The organism is Pseudomonas sp. Irchel s3f10 (assembly GCF_900187515.1).
Classification (GTDB): domain Bacteria; phylum Pseudomonadota; class Gammaproteobacteria; order Pseudomonadales; family Pseudomonadaceae; genus Aquipseudomonas; species Aquipseudomonas tensinigenes.
Window position 1 is genome coordinate 47,621 of sequence record NZ_FYDZ01000001.1, and the last position, 16,780, is coordinate 64,400.

11 protein-coding genes are annotated in these 16,780 nt (G+C 60.4%); 9 read left to right on the top strand and 2 right to left on the bottom strand.

Annotation, left to right across the window (positions count from 1 at the left end; translation table 11 throughout):
• Positions 1 to 18 precede the first annotated feature (18 nt).
• Complete coding sequence (locus tag CKW17_RS00215) at positions 19 to 1,248, top strand: acyl-CoA dehydrogenase (RefSeq protein WP_093434163.1); 1,230 nt, start codon at positions 19 to 21, stop codon at positions 1,246 to 1,248.
• Between the two features lie 162 nt (positions 1,249 to 1,410).
• Here the strand turns inward: CKW17_RS00215 and CKW17_RS00220 are convergent, their stop codons facing one another.
• Positions 1,411 to 2,745 (bottom strand): substrate-binding domain-containing protein, encoded by a 1,335-nt coding sequence (locus CKW17_RS00220; protein WP_095118194.1) that lies wholly within the window; start codon positions 2,743 to 2,745, stop codon positions 1,411 to 1,413.
• A 188-nt stretch (positions 2,746 to 2,933) separates the two neighbouring features.
• The gene (xthA, locus tag CKW17_RS00225) at positions 2,934 to 3,746 is read right to left on the bottom strand and encodes an exodeoxyribonuclease III (RefSeq protein WP_007917227.1); all 813 of its coding nucleotides are present in this window, start codon (positions 3,744 to 3,746) and stop codon (positions 2,934 to 2,936) included.
• Positions 3,747 to 4,048: 302 nt separating this feature from the next.
• Here xthA and CKW17_RS00235 point away from each other — a divergent pair, with 302 nt between their 5' ends.
• The 8 genes from CKW17_RS00235 (at position 4,049) to CKW17_RS00270 (ending at position 16,687) form a co-directional block, all read left to right on the top strand.
• Positions 4,049 to 4,699, top strand: coding sequence for an N-acetyltransferase (locus CKW17_RS00235; protein ID WP_095118196.1), 651 nt, complete (start codon positions 4,049 to 4,051; stop codon positions 4,697 to 4,699).
• Positions 4,700 to 4,765: 66 nt separating this feature from the next.
• Entirely contained in the window at positions 4,766 to 6,493 is a 1,728-nt protein-coding gene (locus CKW17_RS00240) for an autotransporter assembly complex family protein (RefSeq protein WP_095118197.1), read from the top strand.
• The gene (locus tag CKW17_RS00245) at positions 6,490 to 10,164 is read left to right on the top strand and encodes a translocation/assembly module TamB domain-containing protein (RefSeq protein WP_095118198.1); all 3,675 of its coding nucleotides are present in this window, start codon (positions 6,490 to 6,492) and stop codon (positions 10,162 to 10,164) included. Before CKW17_RS00240 ends, CKW17_RS00245 begins: the two co-directional genes overlap by 4 nt.
• Before the next feature lie 118 nt (positions 10,165 to 10,282).
• A complete protein-coding gene (locus tag CKW17_RS00250; RefSeq protein WP_095118199.1) occupies positions 10,283 to 11,602 on the top strand; it encodes a DUF308 domain-containing protein in 1,320 nt (439 codons plus the stop codon).
• A gap of 257 nt (positions 11,603 to 11,859) precedes the next feature.
• Positions 11,860 to 12,342 carry a MarR family winged helix-turn-helix transcriptional regulator gene (locus CKW17_RS00255; RefSeq protein ID WP_095118200.1) on the top strand — a complete coding sequence of 161 codons (483 nt, stop codon included), beginning with the start codon at positions 11,860 to 11,862 and terminating at the stop codon, positions 12,340 to 12,342.
• Positions 12,332 to 13,801, top strand: a complete 1,470-nt coding sequence (locus tag CKW17_RS00260; RefSeq protein ID WP_095118201.1) for an efflux transporter outer membrane subunit — start codon at positions 12,332 to 12,334, stop codon at positions 13,799 to 13,801. The genes CKW17_RS00255 and CKW17_RS00260 overlap by 11 nt, the downstream gene beginning before the upstream one ends.
• A gap of 15 nt (positions 13,802 to 13,816) precedes the next feature.
• Positions 13,817 to 15,019 (top strand): efflux RND transporter periplasmic adaptor subunit, encoded by a 1,203-nt coding sequence (locus tag CKW17_RS00265; protein ID WP_095118202.1) that lies wholly within the window; start codon positions 13,817 to 13,819, stop codon positions 15,017 to 15,019.
• 138 nt (positions 15,020 to 15,157) lie between these two features.
• Complete coding sequence (locus tag CKW17_RS00270) at positions 15,158 to 16,687, top strand: DHA2 family efflux MFS transporter permease subunit (RefSeq protein WP_016986555.1); 1,530 nt, start codon at positions 15,158 to 15,160, stop codon at positions 16,685 to 16,687.
• The last annotated feature ends 93 nt before the right edge of the window (positions 16,688 to 16,780 follow it).

Here is a 16,780-nt window from a genome sequence, read left to right on the forward strand (position 1 = left end):
CCAAGAAGGTAATTGATCATGGATTTCGCTTATTCGCCCAAGGTGCAAGAACTGCGTGAGCGCGTGACCGCGTTCATGGACACTTACGTTTACCCGGCCGAAGCCGTTTTCGAGCGCCAGGTTGCCGAAGGCGATCGCTGGCAGCCGACGGCGATCATGGAAGAGCTCAAAGCCAAGGCCAAAGCCGAAGGTTTGTGGAATCTGTTCCTGCCGGAGTCGGAACTCGGTGCCGGCCTGACCAACCTTGAATACGCGCCGCTCGCGGAAATCATGGGCCGCTCGCTGCTCGGGCCGGAGCCGTTCAACTGCTCGGCGCCAGACACCGGCAACATGGAAGTGCTGGTGCGCTACGCCAACGAAGAGCAGAAACAGCGCTGGCTCGAACCGTTGCTGCGCGGCGAGATCCGCTCGGCGTTCGCCATGACCGAACCGGACGTGGCTTCGTCTGACGCGACCAACATGGCCGCCCGCGCCGTGCGTGATGGTGACGAGTGGGTGATCAACGGCAAAAAATGGTGGACCTCCGGTGCTTGCGATCCGCGCTGCAAGATCCTCATCTTCATGGGTCTGAGCAATCCCGATGCACCGCGCCACGCCCAGCACTCGATGATCCTCGTGCCGGTCGATACCCCCGGGGTGAAAATTGTCCGCCCATTGCCGGTATTCGGTTACGACGACGCACCACACGGCCACGCCGAAGTGCTGTTCGACAACGTACGTGTGCCGTACGAAAACGTCCTGTTGGGTGAAGGTCGCGGTTTCGAAATCGCTCAAGGTCGCCTTGGCCCAGGCCGGATTCACCACTGCATGCGTTCGATCGGCATGGCCGAGCGTGCACTGGAGTTGATGTGCAAACGTGCGGTGAGCCGCACTGCCTTCGGTAAACCGCTGGCGCGTCTGGGCGGTAACGTCGACAAGATCGCCGACTCGCGGATGGAAATCGACATGGCACGTCTGCTGACGCTGAAAGCGGCGTACATGATGGACACCGTCGGCAATAAAGTGGCGAAAAGCGAGATCGCGCAGATCAAAGTGGTTGCGCCGAACGTCGCGCTGCGGGTGATCGACCGGGCGATCCAGATGCATGGCGGGGCGGGGGTATCGAACGATTTCCCGCTGGCCTACATGTATGCGATGCAACGTACCCTGCGCCTGGCCGACGGCCCGGACGAAGTGCACCGCGCAGCGATCGGCAAGTTCGAGATCGGCAAGTATGTGCCGAAGGAAATGCTGCGTAGCGGTCATTAAGACTTAAGACCGCGTCGCCCCCTTCGCGAGCAGGCTCGCTCCCACAGGATGATCGTTCCCACGCTCTGCGTGGGAATGCATCCCGTGACGCTCTGCGTCACAGTGGACGCAGAGCGTCCATGGCGGCGTTACCACGCGGAGCGTGGGAACGATCTGGTGATATCAATACACCCAAACCTCAACCCGCCGATTCTTGATCCTTCCTTCATCCGCATTGTTCGCCGCCACCGGCATCAACGCGCCAAAGCCACGAACCTCACGCAGCACCACGCCGTTCTTCACCAATTCTCGCCGCACCGCCATCGCCCGCAGCTTTGACAGCAGGTCCGCCCGCGCAGGGTCGTCCTTGGCATCACCAAACCCAACCAATGTCACCGCGCGCTCGGTCTTGTCGTGGCGCTTTATATAGTCGAACACCCGCGCCAGATCCTGACGCGCCTTGTTATCGAGATTCGCGCTGCCTTCCTCGAAACGGAAATTCACCGTCAGACGTTGGGCGTGACGGCTGAGGGATTGATAACCCTCGGGCATCAGCGCATTCGGTGCGACGCTCATCGCATGCACGGTCTGACTGATAAATCCGCTGGCCGCCACGATTGCCTGGCCTTGGCGACTTTGCGCAAACGTCACCAAGGCTTTCGCCCACGGATTGTTGCTGTCGGGTGGCAGATAAAAAAACAGCCGTCGTGACAGCGGATAGTCTTCAGTGGCGATCAAGCTGTTGAGCGGCAGCATCGATTGCGACGCACCGTCGGCAATGGCCACCGCTTTGGCCTGACGCACGTAGGGCAAACCGATGAAGCCGATGCCCTGCGGATCCGCGCTGACGGCGTCGGACAATTGCTCGCTGGATTCAAACCGTTTCGCTGCGCTGCTCAGACTTTTCCCACGACGACTCAGGACTAACTCCTTAAACGTGTCGTACGTGCCGGACTGATCATCGCGTGCATATAAATGAATCGCACCGCCACGACCGCCGAGGTCTTCCCAGGTTTTCACCTCGCCGGCGAAGATCCGCGCCAGTTGCTCAGTGTCCAGTTGCTGCAGCGGATTTTCGGGATGAAGGATGATCGCCAGACCGTCGATGGCGATGACTTGTTCGGCGGCGGCGCTTTTCAGATCGCCCAGTGATTGCAGGGCCTGCAATTCACTGTCCTTGATTTCGCGGGAGGACGCGGCAAGGTCGGCGCTGGCGTTTTTCAACGCGGTGAAACCAGTGCTCGAACCGTGTGCGGCGACTTCAACGATCACGCGTCTGCCCTGAGCGGTCTGGCCGACGATGCGCAACTCGTTGGCGGTGTCCGGGGTTTCGCGATGGATTTTCAGCAAGCCCTGTTCTTGCAGCAGACCTTCGACCAGAGCCGGTCCAAGTTCGGCACCGATGGTGTTGGAGCCTTGAATGCGCAGCGCCGGGCCGTTTTCAGGAAGGGGCAGGGCGGCGGCAGAAACCGTCAGCCACGCACTCAAGAGAAAAACGCACAGAACACGCAGGGTCATGCCGGCACCGAATCAAGCCAAGGGGATTGCCGGGGAGATTAAGTCAGGCGCATGACCGAAAGATGACAACTAACCAATGTAGGAGTGAGCCTGCTCGCGATAGCGGTGTACCGCTCAACATTTATGTCGACTGATTCACCGCTATCGCGAGCAGGCTCACTCCTACAGGTATTGCGTAAGGCTTGGGATCAGCTTAGTTCAAGCCAGATCGGCGCATGATCGGACGGTTTTTCCATCCCGCGCAATTCATAGTCGACACCGGCGGCCTTCACCCGCGGCAACAAACCATGGGATGCCAGAATCACATCGATGCGCAGGCCACGCTTCGGCTCATCTTCAAAACCACGGCTGCGGTAATCGAACCAACTGAACATGTCGGTCACGTCCGGGTTCAGGTGCCGATAGCTGTCGGTCAAACCCCAGTTTTTCAGGCGTGCCATCCACTCGCGCTCTTCCGGCAGGAAGCTGCATTTGCCGGTTTTCAGCCAGCGCTTCATGTTGTCCGGGCCGATGCCGATGTCGCAATCTTCCGGAGAAATGTTCACATCGCCCATCACCACCAGCGGCTGCTCGTTGTGAAACTGGCTTTCCAGCAACGTTTGCAGATCGCTGTAGAAACGCTGTTTGGCGGGGAATTTGGTTGGGTGGTCGCGGCTTTCGCCCTGTGGGAAATAGCCGTTCATGATCGTCACCGGCACGCCATTGGCGTCGGCGAAGGTACCCCAGATAAAGCGACGCTGAGCGTCTTCTTCGTCGGTGGCGAAACCTTTGTGGATGGCGATCGGTTCCTGACGCGAGAGCATCGCCACGCCGTAATGGCCTTTCTGGCCGTGGAAATACACGTGGTAGCCGAGGGCGCGGACTTCTTCGAGCGGGAACTGGTCGTCGTGGACCTTGGTTTCCTGCAGGCCGATCACGTCCGGCTGGTGTTTTTCGATCAGCGCTGCCAGCTGATGCGGACGGGCGCGCAGTCCGTTGATGTTGAAGGAAACGATCTTCATGGTCGGCAGTCCTGGCAAAAGGGCGATGCTAGCTGACATGGGGGAGATGGGCCAGTGTGGGGTGGGAGAAATCACTTTTGTCTGTGGGATTTGTGTTGTCAGCAATGGCGCCATCGCGAGCAGGCTCACTCCTACAGGGGGAACGCATTCCAAATGTAGGAGTGAGCCTGCTCGCGATAGCGGTCGCCCAGTCGATGAAGATCCCGACTTGGTCTATACCTGTGGGGAACCACGCCACCCGCAAAAGGTTCGTACCAACAAGAGCGCCGCCATTTGAACGCGCCCCGGGGAGAATCACCGTCATGCCTGAAACCCAGACCGCCATCGCCGACATTCATATGCTCGACCGTGGCTACTCCCGCGAAGCTCGATCGCTGCTCTATCAGGCTTATCGCCATGAGCCGACCTTCGCTTACCTGTTCGAAGCCGAGCGCCCCGGCTACGAACAGCGCGTGCGGGCGACGGTGCGCGAACTGGTCAAACAACACTTTCTGCAGGATCTGCCGGCCATCGGCCTGCTGATCAACGATCGCCTGATCGGCATCGCCCTGATCGCGCCGCCGCAACGCCGTTTGGGCATCACCGAAAGCTGGGCGTGGCGCCTGCGCATGGTGCTCAGCACCGGATTCCGCTGCACCCGGCGCTATCTGGAATACCACGATGCGGTCGCCGCGTGTGTGCCCAGCGATTCCGTGCACATGCTTCCCTTGTTGGGCATTCACCCGCAATTCCAGGGCAAACACTTTGGCGAACAACTGCTGACCGCCGTACACAACTGGTGCGCCGTCGACGAAACCTCGCAAGGCGTGGTGCTCGACACCGGCAACCCACGCTATCTGGAATTCTATAAAAGGCAGGGTTACCAAGAGATCGGCGAAGTTGCCGTCGGGCCGGTGCGTGAACACGTATTTTTCCACGCCAATCCGCAGGTGTTACAAACTGCAACAGCATGACAATCGAACTTCTTGGGAAATTTCCTGTTCTATCACGCTCCCAAGCCCGTGATAGCATCCGCGCCTATGAAGTTTCCAGGAAGATTTACCAGTGGCGTGCTCCTGCTGTTAACCAGCTGCGCGGCGCTGGCGCAAAGTGAATTGGATGTGCGGATCAAACCGTCCAACGATGAACTCAAGGCCAATATAGAAGGCTATATCGGCAGCCTCGGCGATCGTGACGAAGAAGCCCTGCAGCGCTTCAGTCGCGGTGCCGAAGAGCAGGCGCGCAAGGCAGCCCAGGCGTTGGGCTACTACCAGCCGCAGATCGAAAGTGACGTCAAGGGTGGCGACAAGCCGCGCCTGGTGTTGAACATCGATCCCGGCGAGCCGATTCACCTGCGCAACGTGACCATCCGTGTCGACGGCCCGGCTGCCTCCCTCAAATCCTTTCGTGTACCGAAAAGCGACGCGCTCAAGTCCGGCGCGGTGCTTAACCATGGGCGTTATGAAGACGCCAAAAGACTTATTCAGAATCAGGCCTCGCGCTTCGGTTTTTTCAGTGGCCATTTCACCAGTCAAAAACTCATGGTCGACCCGCGCGCCGGGGTCGCCGACATCGAACTGATCTACGAAAGCGGCCCGCGTTATGCACTGGGCAAAGTCAAATTCGAAGGCGACACGCCGTTCGACGAAGATCTGCTGCAACGCATGGTGCCGTTCAAGGAGGGCGAGCCGTACGACTCCGAGCTGATCGCTGAGCTCAATCGCGATCTGCAATCGAGCGGTTACTTCGAAGGCGTACGCGTCGATGCCGCACCGACGACGGCGAAAAATGACGTGATCCCGGTGGACGTCAAACTCGACACACGCAAGCCACGGACCATGGGCCTGGGCCTCGGTTACTCGACCGACGTCGGCCCGCGCATCAAAGCCAACTGGACCCGCCACTGGGTCAACCCGCAAGGCGACAGTTATGGTTGGGAAGCCGAACTCTCGGCACCACGGCAAAACGTCGGGCTGTTCTATGACATCCCGCTTGACCCGCCGCTGACCGACAAACTGCGTTGGGCCGGCGGCTACCAGTTCGAAGACATCGACGGTTCCGACACACTCAGCAAACTGCTGACCTTCGGCCCGGAATGGCACAGCAAGTTGCCCAGCGGCTGGCAGCGGGTGATCTCGCTGAAATGGCAGCGTGAAGAATATGAACTCGGCGACGACTCGGGCCTGAGCACCTTGTTGATGCCTGGCATCAGTTATTCGTACCTGAAAAGCGATAACCGCATTGACCCGCACAATGGCTATCGCCTGAGCTTCGAAAGCAAAGTGGCGAAGGAAGGCCTCGGCTCGGACAACAACCTTTTATATGGCACCGCGCTGGTCAAAGGCCTGACCACGGTGTTCGACAAGCACCGCTTCCTTGGTCGCGTGCAGGTCGGCGGCAGCGCCACCAACGGCTACAACTCGATTCCGCCGTCGCTGCGTTTCTTCGCCGGTGGCGATCAGAGCGTGCGCGGTTATGACTATCAGAGCCTGTCGCCGAAAAACTCCGACGGTGACCGGATCGGCGGGCGTTACATGGTCGCTGGCAGCGTCGAGTATCAATACTCGATCGCCGAGAAATGGCGCGTCGCGACCTTCGTCGACCAGGGCAACTCTTTCAACAAACTCGAACTGCCGAACCTCAAGACCGGGGTCGGTATTGGTGTGCGTTGGGTCTCGCCGGTCGGGCCGATCCGCCTCGACCTGGCCCACGCACTCGACGACGATGGCGGCATCCGGCTGCACTTTTCCATGGGGCCTGAGCTGTGAAGCGTGGTTTGAAAATTACGGCGCTGGCGTTGTTGGCGCTGCTGTTGTTGATTGTATTGAGTGTCACCGCTGTGCTCGGCACGGCGGCCGGCAGCCGCTGGGTGCTGGGCCTTGTGCCGGGCTTGAGCGTGGAAAATTTTCAGGGCCGCCTCGGCGGGCAATGGAGTGCCGATCATTTGGTGTGGCAGCAGGACAGCAGCCGCGTCGAACTGAACAAGGCAATCTTCGCCTGGTCACCGCTGTGCCTGACACGCATGACCTTGTGCATCGAACAGCTCAAGGCTGATCAGGTCATTCTGCAATTCCCGCCGAGCGAAGAAACCACCGAGAGCGGCCCGATCAAACTGCCGGATCTGCAATTGCCAGTGGCCATCGAACTGGGCGACGTGCAGGTCGGCAGCCTGCTGTTCAACGGCAGCGAACAGCTCAAGGGCTTGCAACTGGCGGCGCACTGGACCGCCCAAGGCATGCAGATCGACAGCGTGAAATTGCAGCGCGACGACCTCAGCCTGAACCTGTCCGGCACACTCACGCCGACCGGCAACTGGCCGCTGAACATCGCCGGTGACCTGACCTTGCCATCGCCGGGCACGGGGCCGTGGACACTGGCGTTGAAGATCGACGGCGATCTGTTGAAAACCCTCAACCTGCACGCCGACAGCCGGGGTTACCTTGACGGCCAGTTGAGCGGCGAGTTGCAGCCACTGGCGGAAAACCTCCCAGCCAAAGTGCGCATCACTTCCGAGGCGTTCAAACCGAGCACCGATTTGCCGGACACCCTGCAACTCAATCAACTGGTGCTGACCGGCGAAGGCGACCTGAAGAACGGTTACCAACTGAACGGCAACGCCACGCTGCCCGCCGACAAAGGCCCGGTGGCGCTGTTGCTCAAAGGTAAAGTCGACGCCAGCGGCGCGCAGATCGCCGGCCTCGACCTGACGGCCAACGACAAGCAAAGCCTGAAACTCACGGGCAGCGTCGACTGGAGCAAAGGCCTCAGCGCCCAAGCCAATATCAACTGGCAGGACTTTCCGTGGCATCGGCTCTATAACGAAATCGACGAGCCACAAGTCGCCTTGCGTACGTTTACTGGCGAAGTCTCCTACACCGACGGCCAATACCTCGGCAACTTCGCCGCCGCACTGGATGGCCCGGCGGGCGCGTTTACCCTGAGCAGTCCGTTCAGCGGCAGCCTTAAACAGATCGCTTTGCCACAACTGAAAATGCAAGCCGGGCAGGGTAAGGCTGAAGGTCACGTCAATGTGCAGTTCGCCGACGGCATTGCTTGGGACACAGCGCTGGAGCTGTCGGCGCTCAACCCGGCGTACTGGGTTGCCGAGTTGCCGGGCACCTTGGCCGGGCCGCTGAAAAGCCAAGGCGAAATAAAAAATGAACGCCTGAGTTTGACCGCCGATCTCGACTTGAAAGGCAAACTGCGCGGTCAACCGGCGATCCTCCAGGCCAAGGCCGACGGCGTTGGCGAGCAGTGGAATCTCAACGCCCTGCAAATCCGCCTCGGCGACAACAGCATCAACGGCAAGGGCAGCCTGCAACAGAAACTCACCGGGCAGATCGATATCAAGCTGTCGCGTCTGGCTCAGCTCTGGCCGCAACTGCGCGGGCAGGTCAACGGGCAGGTCAATGTGGCCGGTACGTTGAAGGCGCCGCAGGGCAAGCTCGACCTGCAAGGTTCGCAACTGGCGTTTCAGGACAATCGCCTGCAAAGCCTCAACCTCGACGCCACCCTCGACAGTGCGCAGCGGGCGAAAATCGATCTGAAAGGTAGCGGCATTCAGGCCGGCGACACCAACCTGGGTGTGTTGGCCGCGAGTGCTCAGGGCGACATCAAGAACCAGAAACTCAACCTCGACCTGATTGGGCCGAAGCTGAAACTGGCCCTCGGTCTGGACGGCAATCTCGACAAAGGCAACTGGCGTGGACGCCTGGCCAGCGGCGATATTCAGGCCGGCGGCCAGGACTGGAAACTGCAGAATCCGGCAAAACTCGAACGCTTGGCTGACGGCAAAATCAACTTCGGCGCGCATTGCTGGATGTCCGGCAATGCCAGCCTGTGCGGTGAAGATCAGCGGCTGATGCCGGAGCCGAAACTGCGCTATCACCTCAAGCAATTCCCGATCGAAAGTCTCGCGCAATGGCTGCCGAAAGACTTTGCCTGGAAGGGTAAGCTCAACGCCGATCTGCAACTGGATCTGCCGGCCAGCGGCCCGAACGGCGTGGTCAGCATCGACGCCAGCGGCGGCACCTTGCGCATGAAGGACAAGGATCAGTGGCTGGACTTCCCGTACCAGACCCTGAAACTCACCAGCAAACTCACGCCCAAGCGCGTCGACACCGAACTCAACTTCGTCGGCGGCAAACTTGGCGAATTGATGGTGCAGGCGCAGCTCAATCCACTGCCGAAAAACAAACCACTGAGCGGCTCGTTCCGCCTCAGCGGGCTGGACCTGTCGGTGGCGCGGCCGTTTGTGCCGATGGTTGAAAAACTCACCGGGCGCCTGAATGGTAGCGGCACGCTTTCCGGCGGACTGCTGGCGCCGCTGGTCAACGGCACCGTGCAACTTAGCGATGGCGAAGTGTCCGGCGCCGAGTTGCCGATGGAGCTGCAGAATCTGCAACTCACCGCCCTGATTGCCGGCGAATCGGTACGCCTCGACGGCGGCTGGAAAAGCGGCAAGAGCGGGCAGGGCAGCCTGACCGGTAACGTCGCCTGGGGTCAGGCGCTGGTGGTCGATCTGGCGTTGAAAGGCACGCAGTTGCCGGTCACCGTCGAGCCGTATGCCAAGCTGGAAATGGCGCCGGACCTGAAGATTTCCATGGCCGGCGACGAACTGAAGATCGCCGGCAAGGTGCAGGTGCCCAAAGGCGAAATCACCGTGCGTGAATTGCCGCCATCAACGGTAAAAGTCTCCGATGACACGATCATCGTCGGTGCGCAGACCGAAGAGGGCAAACCGCCGCTGGCGATGAAAATGGACATCGACGTGGTGGTCGGCGAAGACAAACTCGCCTTCGCCGGTTTTGGTCTGACCGCCAACGTGCAAGGTCATGTGCACATCGGTGACAACATGGACACCCGTGGCGAACTGTGGCTCAACGACGGCCGCTACAGTGCCTACGGCCAGCGCCTGCAAGTGCGCCGTGCGCGTCTGTTGTTCGCCGGCCCCCTCGATCAGCCGTATCTGGATATCGAAGCGATCCGCCAGACCGACGACGTGATCGCCGGTATTCGCCTGAGCGGCAGCGCTGAGCAGCCGACCACACAGATCTTCTCCGAGCCGGCGATGAGTCAGGAGCAGGCGTTGTCCTATCTGGTCCTTGGCCGTCCGCTGAGCACCAACGGCGAAGACAACAACATGCTCGCGCAAGCGGCGTTGGGTCTCGGCTTGATGGGCAGTTCCGGGGTCACCAGCAGTCTGGCCAAGGATCTGGGGATTCAGGACTTCCAGCTCGACACGGCGGGCAGCGGCGATGCCACCAGCGTGGTGGCCAGCGGCAATATTACCGAGAAGCTCAGTTTGCGTTATGGCGTGGGCGTGTTTGAGCCGGCCAGTACCATTGCGCTGCGCTACAAGCTGAGCAAGAAGGTCTATGTCGAGGCTGCGAGTGGCGTCGCGAGTTCGCTGGATATTTTCTACAAGCGCGATTTCTAACGCGCGTTTCCCCTGGCCGGGTCGCGTCGCTGCGATCCGGCTTTTACAGAATGAATTAGACTCAGCGCTACTTGAATGCTGCGCGGTTGGCGGCTGCCCGAAAACAACAGAGACGCCTATGGTCCGCTTGAGTATGGTCTTGCTCGGTCACGAATTCGTCCGCAAGCGTTGGTCCGCACTGGCGCTGACGGGCATCGTCTGGGGCGCGGCCGGTGTGGGCATCTTCATTGATGCGCTGGACGGTGTTCTGTATTTCCCGCTGCATCTTTTCGGTTATCTGTTGTTGCTCGAAGCGCTGATCCTGCTGCTGGTGCCGGCACCACTAGCCGGGACCGCTGCGGCCCTGCGCAGAGCGCGCGGACTGGCTTTTCTCTTGCTGGGGCTGCTGATCGTCGACCGGCAACATGCTGCCGGGCTGATTCTGGCGGTGCTGTTTGGCGGGGCTTTTTTGCTCGATGGCGGTTTTCGGCTGGCGGCGGCGCTGGTGGTGCGCTTTGTCGGTTGGCAAGTGTCGCTGCTGGCGGGGTTGTTCGAAATCGGCTTTGGCGTGTTTATCCTCGAACCGTACCCGACGCTGTACAAGGGCACGGTGCCGTTTTGCATTGGCATGAGCCTGTTTCTTTCGGGTTGCGCGTTGTTGCGGCAAGCCGTGCGCTTCAAAAACCAGCTGCCGCTGACAAGCCCTTTGTCGGTCAGTGCGCCGGCCAGCAGCGATGCGTTGGTGATTCATGTCTGGACCCCCAGCGGCACCGTCGACGACACTCTGGTGCGCAATCGCCTGCTCAACCGCTACATCGCGGCGGTCGATATCAACGGCGTGATCTCCGCCGGCCATGCGGCACTGGAATGTGGCCCGGACATTTACATCAGCCATTACCCGCAGGACGACATCGATCGTTCGGCGGGGGATTTTGTGCGATTGCTGCGGGCGACGCCGAACAACGATGTCGCCGGCAGGTTTCTGCCGGATTATGCGGGGGAGGTGGCGGACTGGTGTCCGTCTTCGGTGCAGGTCAGTTTTGCCCATTACGACGCCCGGCGCCTGCATGCGTTCTGGACAGAGTATCGGCAGAACAGCACTTACAACCTGACCAGTCGTAACTGTTCCAGTGCCGTCGCCCATAGCCTCGAAGCGGCCTTGGAAGGGGCGATGAATCGGGGGCATTCGAGCATGCTGGATTTCACCCGAGTCATCTTCAGCCCCGAGTTCTGGGTCGCCGCGCAAGTGCGCAAACGGGCAGAGGCGATGGCCTGGACGCCCGGACTGGTGCTCGACTATGCGCGGGCGTTGCATGCTGCAATCGAGCCGGCACCGCCGGGTTGGCACAGCATTTATGCGGTGAGCAAACGCGCCTTTGGGTACGTGGCGACTGCCTTGCGGGGGCGTGAGGTGCATCCGGTGCAACCGCCATCTGTGCATCCTTCTGACGAATCCTGATCAATTCTGTACCGAGTCGCGGCCTTCGCGAGCAGGCTCGCTCCCACATTGGATCTCTGAGCAACGCGGAATTTGTGTTCGCTGGAGATCCCCTGTGGGAGCGAGCCTGCTCGCGAAGGCGTCCGCCTGAGCGCCACAAAAACCCACTCCACTGGTCAACTAATTACCAAGCCTGCTAACTATTCCATTGACATTCGCTGCCTAGGCAGTAACATCTCGACATACATTCACTGCCTAGGCAGTTATTAGGTGAGCAAATGAAGCATTTCACCCCGGACGAATTCAAACATTGCCATCTCGGCCTGTTGCTTGGCCGTGCGGCGCTGCTCAAGGACCGGATCATCGACACTCACATGGAACCCCACGGCATCACTGCCGCGCAGTTCAAGGTGTTGATCATCATGGCCCAGTTCGGCGTCGATACTCCGGCCGAACTGTGCCGGCATCTGTCGCTCGACAGCGGTTCGATGACACGCATGCTCGATCGTCTGGAGCAGAAAGGCTTTCTGGCTCGCCAGCGCAGCGAAGGCGATCGCCGTCAGGTGCAACTCAAGCTGACCGAGCAAGGCCAGCAACTGGCCGATCGCCTTCCGCACATCGGCGCCGACGCGATGAATGAACTGGCCGGCGCCATCTCTCGCGAAGAGCTGAAAACCTTGGAATACATCCTCAAGAAAATCCTGCTGGCAGCCGGTGACCCGATCACCATCCAGCGCTTAGGTGAACACAATGAGCGGTAAAACCTTGCGCAGCAGCCTGACCCTGGTGCTGTCGGCGATGATTCTGGCCGGTTGCGCCAATTACAGCGGCCTCGACACTGAAGGTCAGCGGCTTGATGCCGGGAAGCTGAAGACAGCGCAGTCTCTCGAAGGCGTCACCCTGTCACCGGCCGCGTGGCCGAAGAGCGACTGGTGGACCAGCCTCGGCGATCCGCAACTCGACGGTCTGATCCGCGAAGCGCTGCACGACAGCCCGGACATGCAGATCGCTGAAGCCCGCGCGCATCAGGCCAGCGCCGCTGCCTATGCCGCCGATGCCGAACGTTATCCGACCCTCGACGCCAGCGCCGGCATCAGCCGTTCGCGTCTGGCCAAGGATCAGGACCCGCTGGGGCAGGGCGATGCCTACGCCACCGTGCGTAACGTCAGCGCCGGTTTCAATTACAACTTCGACCTCTGGGGCGGCCAGCGTGATGCCTGGGAAGCTGCACTCGGTCAGGCCCGCGCCGCTGAAGTTGATCGTCAGGCCGCACAGCTGACCCTCGCCGCCGATGTCGCTCGTGCCTACAGCGATCTCGGTCAGGCGCACATCGTTTATGACCTGGCGAACGAAGACCTCAAACGCACCAAGCAGATGCTCGACCTGAGCCAGCGTCGCCTCAGTTCCGGGATCGACAGCCAGTACCAGTTCCAGCAAACCCAGAGTCTGGAAGCCAGCTCCGAAGCCAGCCTGATCGATGCCGAAAAACGCCTGAACAGCGCGAAAATCGCTTTGGCCGTGCTGCTCGGCAAAGGCCCGGATCGCGGCAACGAAATCGCTCGACCGAAAGTCCTGCAAGCCAGCGCTGTCGCCGTGCCGTCGGTATTGCCAGCGGAATTGCTCGGCCGTCGCCCGGATCTGGTCGCCGCCCGTTGGCGCGTCGAAGCGGCGAGCAAAGACATCGACTCGGCGAAAACCCGCTTCTATCCCAACTTGAACCTCACCGCTTCGGCCGGCGCCGAGTCCTTGTTGGGTGACGCGATGTTCGGTTCGGCCAGTCGCTTCTTCAACATTGCCCCGACCATTTCGGTGCCGATCTTCGACGGCGGACGCCTGCGCGCCAACCTCGATGCGCGCGACGCCGATTACGACCTGGCGGTGGCGCAGTACAACAAAAGTCTGGTGAAAGCACTGGGCGATGTCAGCGACACGATCAACCAGTTGCGTGACATCGGCCGGCAGATCGGTGCGCAGCAACACGCCACCGACATTGCCCAGGATTCTTACAACACCGTCGTCCAGCGTTACGGTTCCGGCATCGGCAACTACCTGGACGTGCTCAGCATCGAGCAGCAATTGCTCCAGGCCCAGCGTCAACTGGCCAACCTCAATGCCGAGCAGATCGACCTGTCGATTCAACTGATGCAAGCGCTGGGCGGCGGCTTCCAGGGGCAAACCCTGACCGCAGCCAACGCCAGCCCAGCCACGCCGCACAACTAATTCAAGGTAATTGTCATGGCCACTGCCGAAAACACCCAAGCTCAAGGCAACACCCCGGACACCGGCAACCCGCGCAAACGCAAAGTCATGCTGTTGGTGCTGGCCGTTGTGGTTGCACTCGCCTGCGCCGGCGTCTGGGCGTATCACGAGTTCATCGGGCGCTTTAACGAAAGCACCGACGACGCCTACGTCAACGGCAACGTTGTCGAAATCACTCCGCTGGTGACCGGCACTGTGGTCAGCATTGGTGCTGACGATGGTGATCTGGTTCACGAAGGTCAGGTGCTGATCAACTTCGACCCGAACGACGCTGAAGTCGGCCTGCAAAGTGCCCAGGCGAAACTGGCGCGCACCGTGCGTCAGGTGCGCGGCTTGTACAGCAACGTTGATGGCATGAAAGCCCAGGTCAATGCGCAACAGGCCGAAGTGCAGAAAGCCCAGGACAACTACAACCGCCGGAAAAACCTCGCGCAGGGCGGGGCGATTTCCCAGGAAGAACTGTCCCACGCTCGCGACGACCTGACCTCGGCGCAAAACGCCCTGGCCAACGCCAAGCAGCAGCTGAAAACCACCAGCGCGCTGGTCGATGACACCGTGGTCTCGTCGCATCCGGACGTGATGTCGGCCGCTGCCGATCTGCGTCAGGCCTACCTGACCAATGCCCGCAGCACCTTGATCGCGCCGGTCACCGGTTACGTGGCCAAGCGCACCGTGCAACTCGGTCAGCGTGTGCAGCCGGGCACCGCGTTGATGGCGGTGATTCCGCTGGATCAACTGTGGATCGACGCCAACTTCAAGGAAACCCAACTGCGTGACATGCGCATCGGTCAGCCGGTCGACATCGAATCCGATATCTACGGCAGCGATGTGAAGTACAGCGGCACCGTCGACAGCCTCGGCGCCGGTACCGGTAGCGCGTTTGCCCTGTTGCCAGCGCAGAACGCCACCGGTAACTGGATCAAGATCGTTCAGCGTGTGCCGGTGCGGATTCACATCAACGCCGAAGAGCTGGCCAAGCATCCGCTGCGCGTCGGTCTGTCGACCAATGTTGAAGTGAACCTGCACGACCAGAGCGGTCCGGTGCTGGCGCAGCAGCCGCCGCAAAAAGCCTCGTTCAGCACCAACGTCTACGACCGCCAACTGGCTGAAGCCGACGCGATGATTGCGCAGCTGATCCACGACAACAGCGCTGCGCTCAGCAAAACCGCGCAACGCTGACCTGCACTGACCTTGTAGGAGTGAGCCTGCTCGCGATAACGGTGTATCTGTCGAGGAAATTGGGTCTGACACACCGCTATCGCGAGCAGGCTCACTCCTACAGGGCTGCGGCGACCATCAGGTTTCATAGGATTCACAATGAGCAATAACGCCTCTTTCACGCCGCCCAGCCTGTTGCTCAGCACCATCGGCCTGTCGCTGGCGACGTTCATGCAAGTGCTCGACACCACCATCGCCAACGTGGCGCTGCCGACGATTTCCGGCAACCTCGGGGTGAGTTCGGAGCAGGGCACCTGGGTGATCACCTCGTTCGCCGTGAGCAACGCGATTGCGCTGCCGCTGACCGGTTGGCTCAGCCGCCGTTTCGGTGAGGTGAAGCTGTTTCTCTGGGCCACCATTCTGTTTGTGCTGGCCTCGTTTCTCTGCGGTATCTCGACGTCGATGCCGGAACTGATCGGCTTCCGCGTGCTGCAAGGTCTGGTCGCCGGGCCGTTGTACCCGATGACGCAAACCCTGTTGATCGCGGTCTATCCACCGGCGAGGCGAGGTATGGCCCTGGCGTTGCTGGCGATGGTCACAGTGGTTGCGCCGATTGCCGGGCCGATTCTTGGCGGCTGGATTACTGACAGTTACAGCTGGCCGTGGATCTTCTTCATCAACGTGCCGATCGGCATCTTTGCGGTGATGGTCGTGCGTTCGCAACTGGCCAAACGTCCGGTGGAAACCAGCCGTCAGCCGATGGATTACGTCGGTCTGATCACGCTGATCATCGGTGTCGGCGCGTTGCAGGTGATCCTCGACAAGGGCAATGATCTGGATTGGTTCGAGTCGAACTTCATCATCATCGGCGCGGCGATTTCGGTGATCGCGCTGGCGGTGTTTGTCATCTGGGAAATGACCGACCAGCATCCGGTGGTGAATCTGCGGCTGTTCGCCTACCGCAACTTCCGCATCGGCACGCTGGTGTTGGTGCTGGGTTATGCCGGGTTCTTCGGCATCAACCTGATCCTGCCGCAGTGGTTGCAGACACAAATGGGCTACACCGCGACCTGGGCCGGTCTGGCCGTAGCGCCGATCGGCATTCTGCCGGTGCTGCTGTCGCCGTTTGTCGGCAAGTACGCGAACAAGTTCGACTTGCGTCTGTTGGCCGGGCTGGCGTTTCTGGCGATTGGCTTGAGCTGCTTTATGCGAGCTGGATTCACCAATGAGGTGGACTTCCAGCACATCGCGCTGGTGCAGTTGTTCATGGGCATTGGTGTGGCGCTGTTCTTCATGCCGACCCTGAGCATTCTGATGTCGGACCTGCCGCCGAGTCAGATTGCCGACGGTGCCGGTCTGGCGACTTTTCTGCGGACGCTGGGCGGTAGCTTTGCGGCGTCGCTGACCACATGGATATGGATTCGCCGGGCGGATCAGCATCATGCGTATATGAGTGAAAGCATCAGCACCTTTGAACCGGCGACGCGCGAGACCTTGAATCATTTGGGCGGGGCGAGCCAATCGGCTTATGCGCAGATGGATCAGATTTTGACCAGTCAGGCGTACATGCTCTCTACGGTGGATTACTTCACGCTGCTGGGCTGGGGGTTTATGGGGTTGATTCTGATTGTATGGCTGGCGAAGCCGCCGTTTGCTGCGAAAGCAGGGCCTGCTGCTTCAGGACACTAAGGTCAAAAGCCCCTCACCCTAACCCTCTCCCGGAGGGAGAGGGGACTGACCGTGGTGGATGTTCGAGGTACACCGACTTGCAATACCGAGTCG

Bases quoted from the DNA above. Each gene is read 5' to 3' on its own strand.
- CKW17_RS00215 (WP_093434163.1), top strand. From the start codon at position 19: ATGGATTTCGCTTATTCGCCCAAGGTGCAAGAACTGCGTGAGCGCGTG.
- CKW17_RS00220 (WP_095118194.1), bottom strand. From the start codon at position 2,745: ATGACCCTGCGTGTTCTGTGCGTTTTTCTCTTGAGTGCGTGGCTGACG.
- xthA (WP_007917227.1), bottom strand. From the start codon at position 3,746: ATGAAGATCGTTTCCTTCAACATCAACGGACTGCGCGCCCGTCCGCAT.
- CKW17_RS00235 (WP_095118196.1), top strand. From the start codon at position 4,049: ATGCCTGAAACCCAGACCGCCATCGCCGACATTCATATGCTCGACCGT.
- CKW17_RS00240 (WP_095118197.1), top strand. From the start codon at position 4,766: ATGAAGTTTCCAGGAAGATTTACCAGTGGCGTGCTCCTGCTGTTAACC.
- CKW17_RS00250 (WP_095118199.1), top strand. From the start codon at position 10,283: ATGGTCCGCTTGAGTATGGTCTTGCTCGGTCACGAATTCGTCCGCAAG.
- CKW17_RS00255 (WP_095118200.1), top strand. From the start codon at position 11,860: ATGAAGCATTTCACCCCGGACGAATTCAAACATTGCCATCTCGGCCTG.
- CKW17_RS00260 (WP_095118201.1), top strand. From the start codon at position 12,332: ATGAGCGGTAAAACCTTGCGCAGCAGCCTGACCCTGGTGCTGTCGGCG.
- CKW17_RS00265 (WP_095118202.1), top strand. From the start codon at position 13,817: ATGGCCACTGCCGAAAACACCCAAGCTCAAGGCAACACCCCGGACACC.
- CKW17_RS00270 (WP_016986555.1), top strand. From the start codon at position 15,158: ATGAGCAATAACGCCTCTTTCACGCCGCCCAGCCTGTTGCTCAGCACC.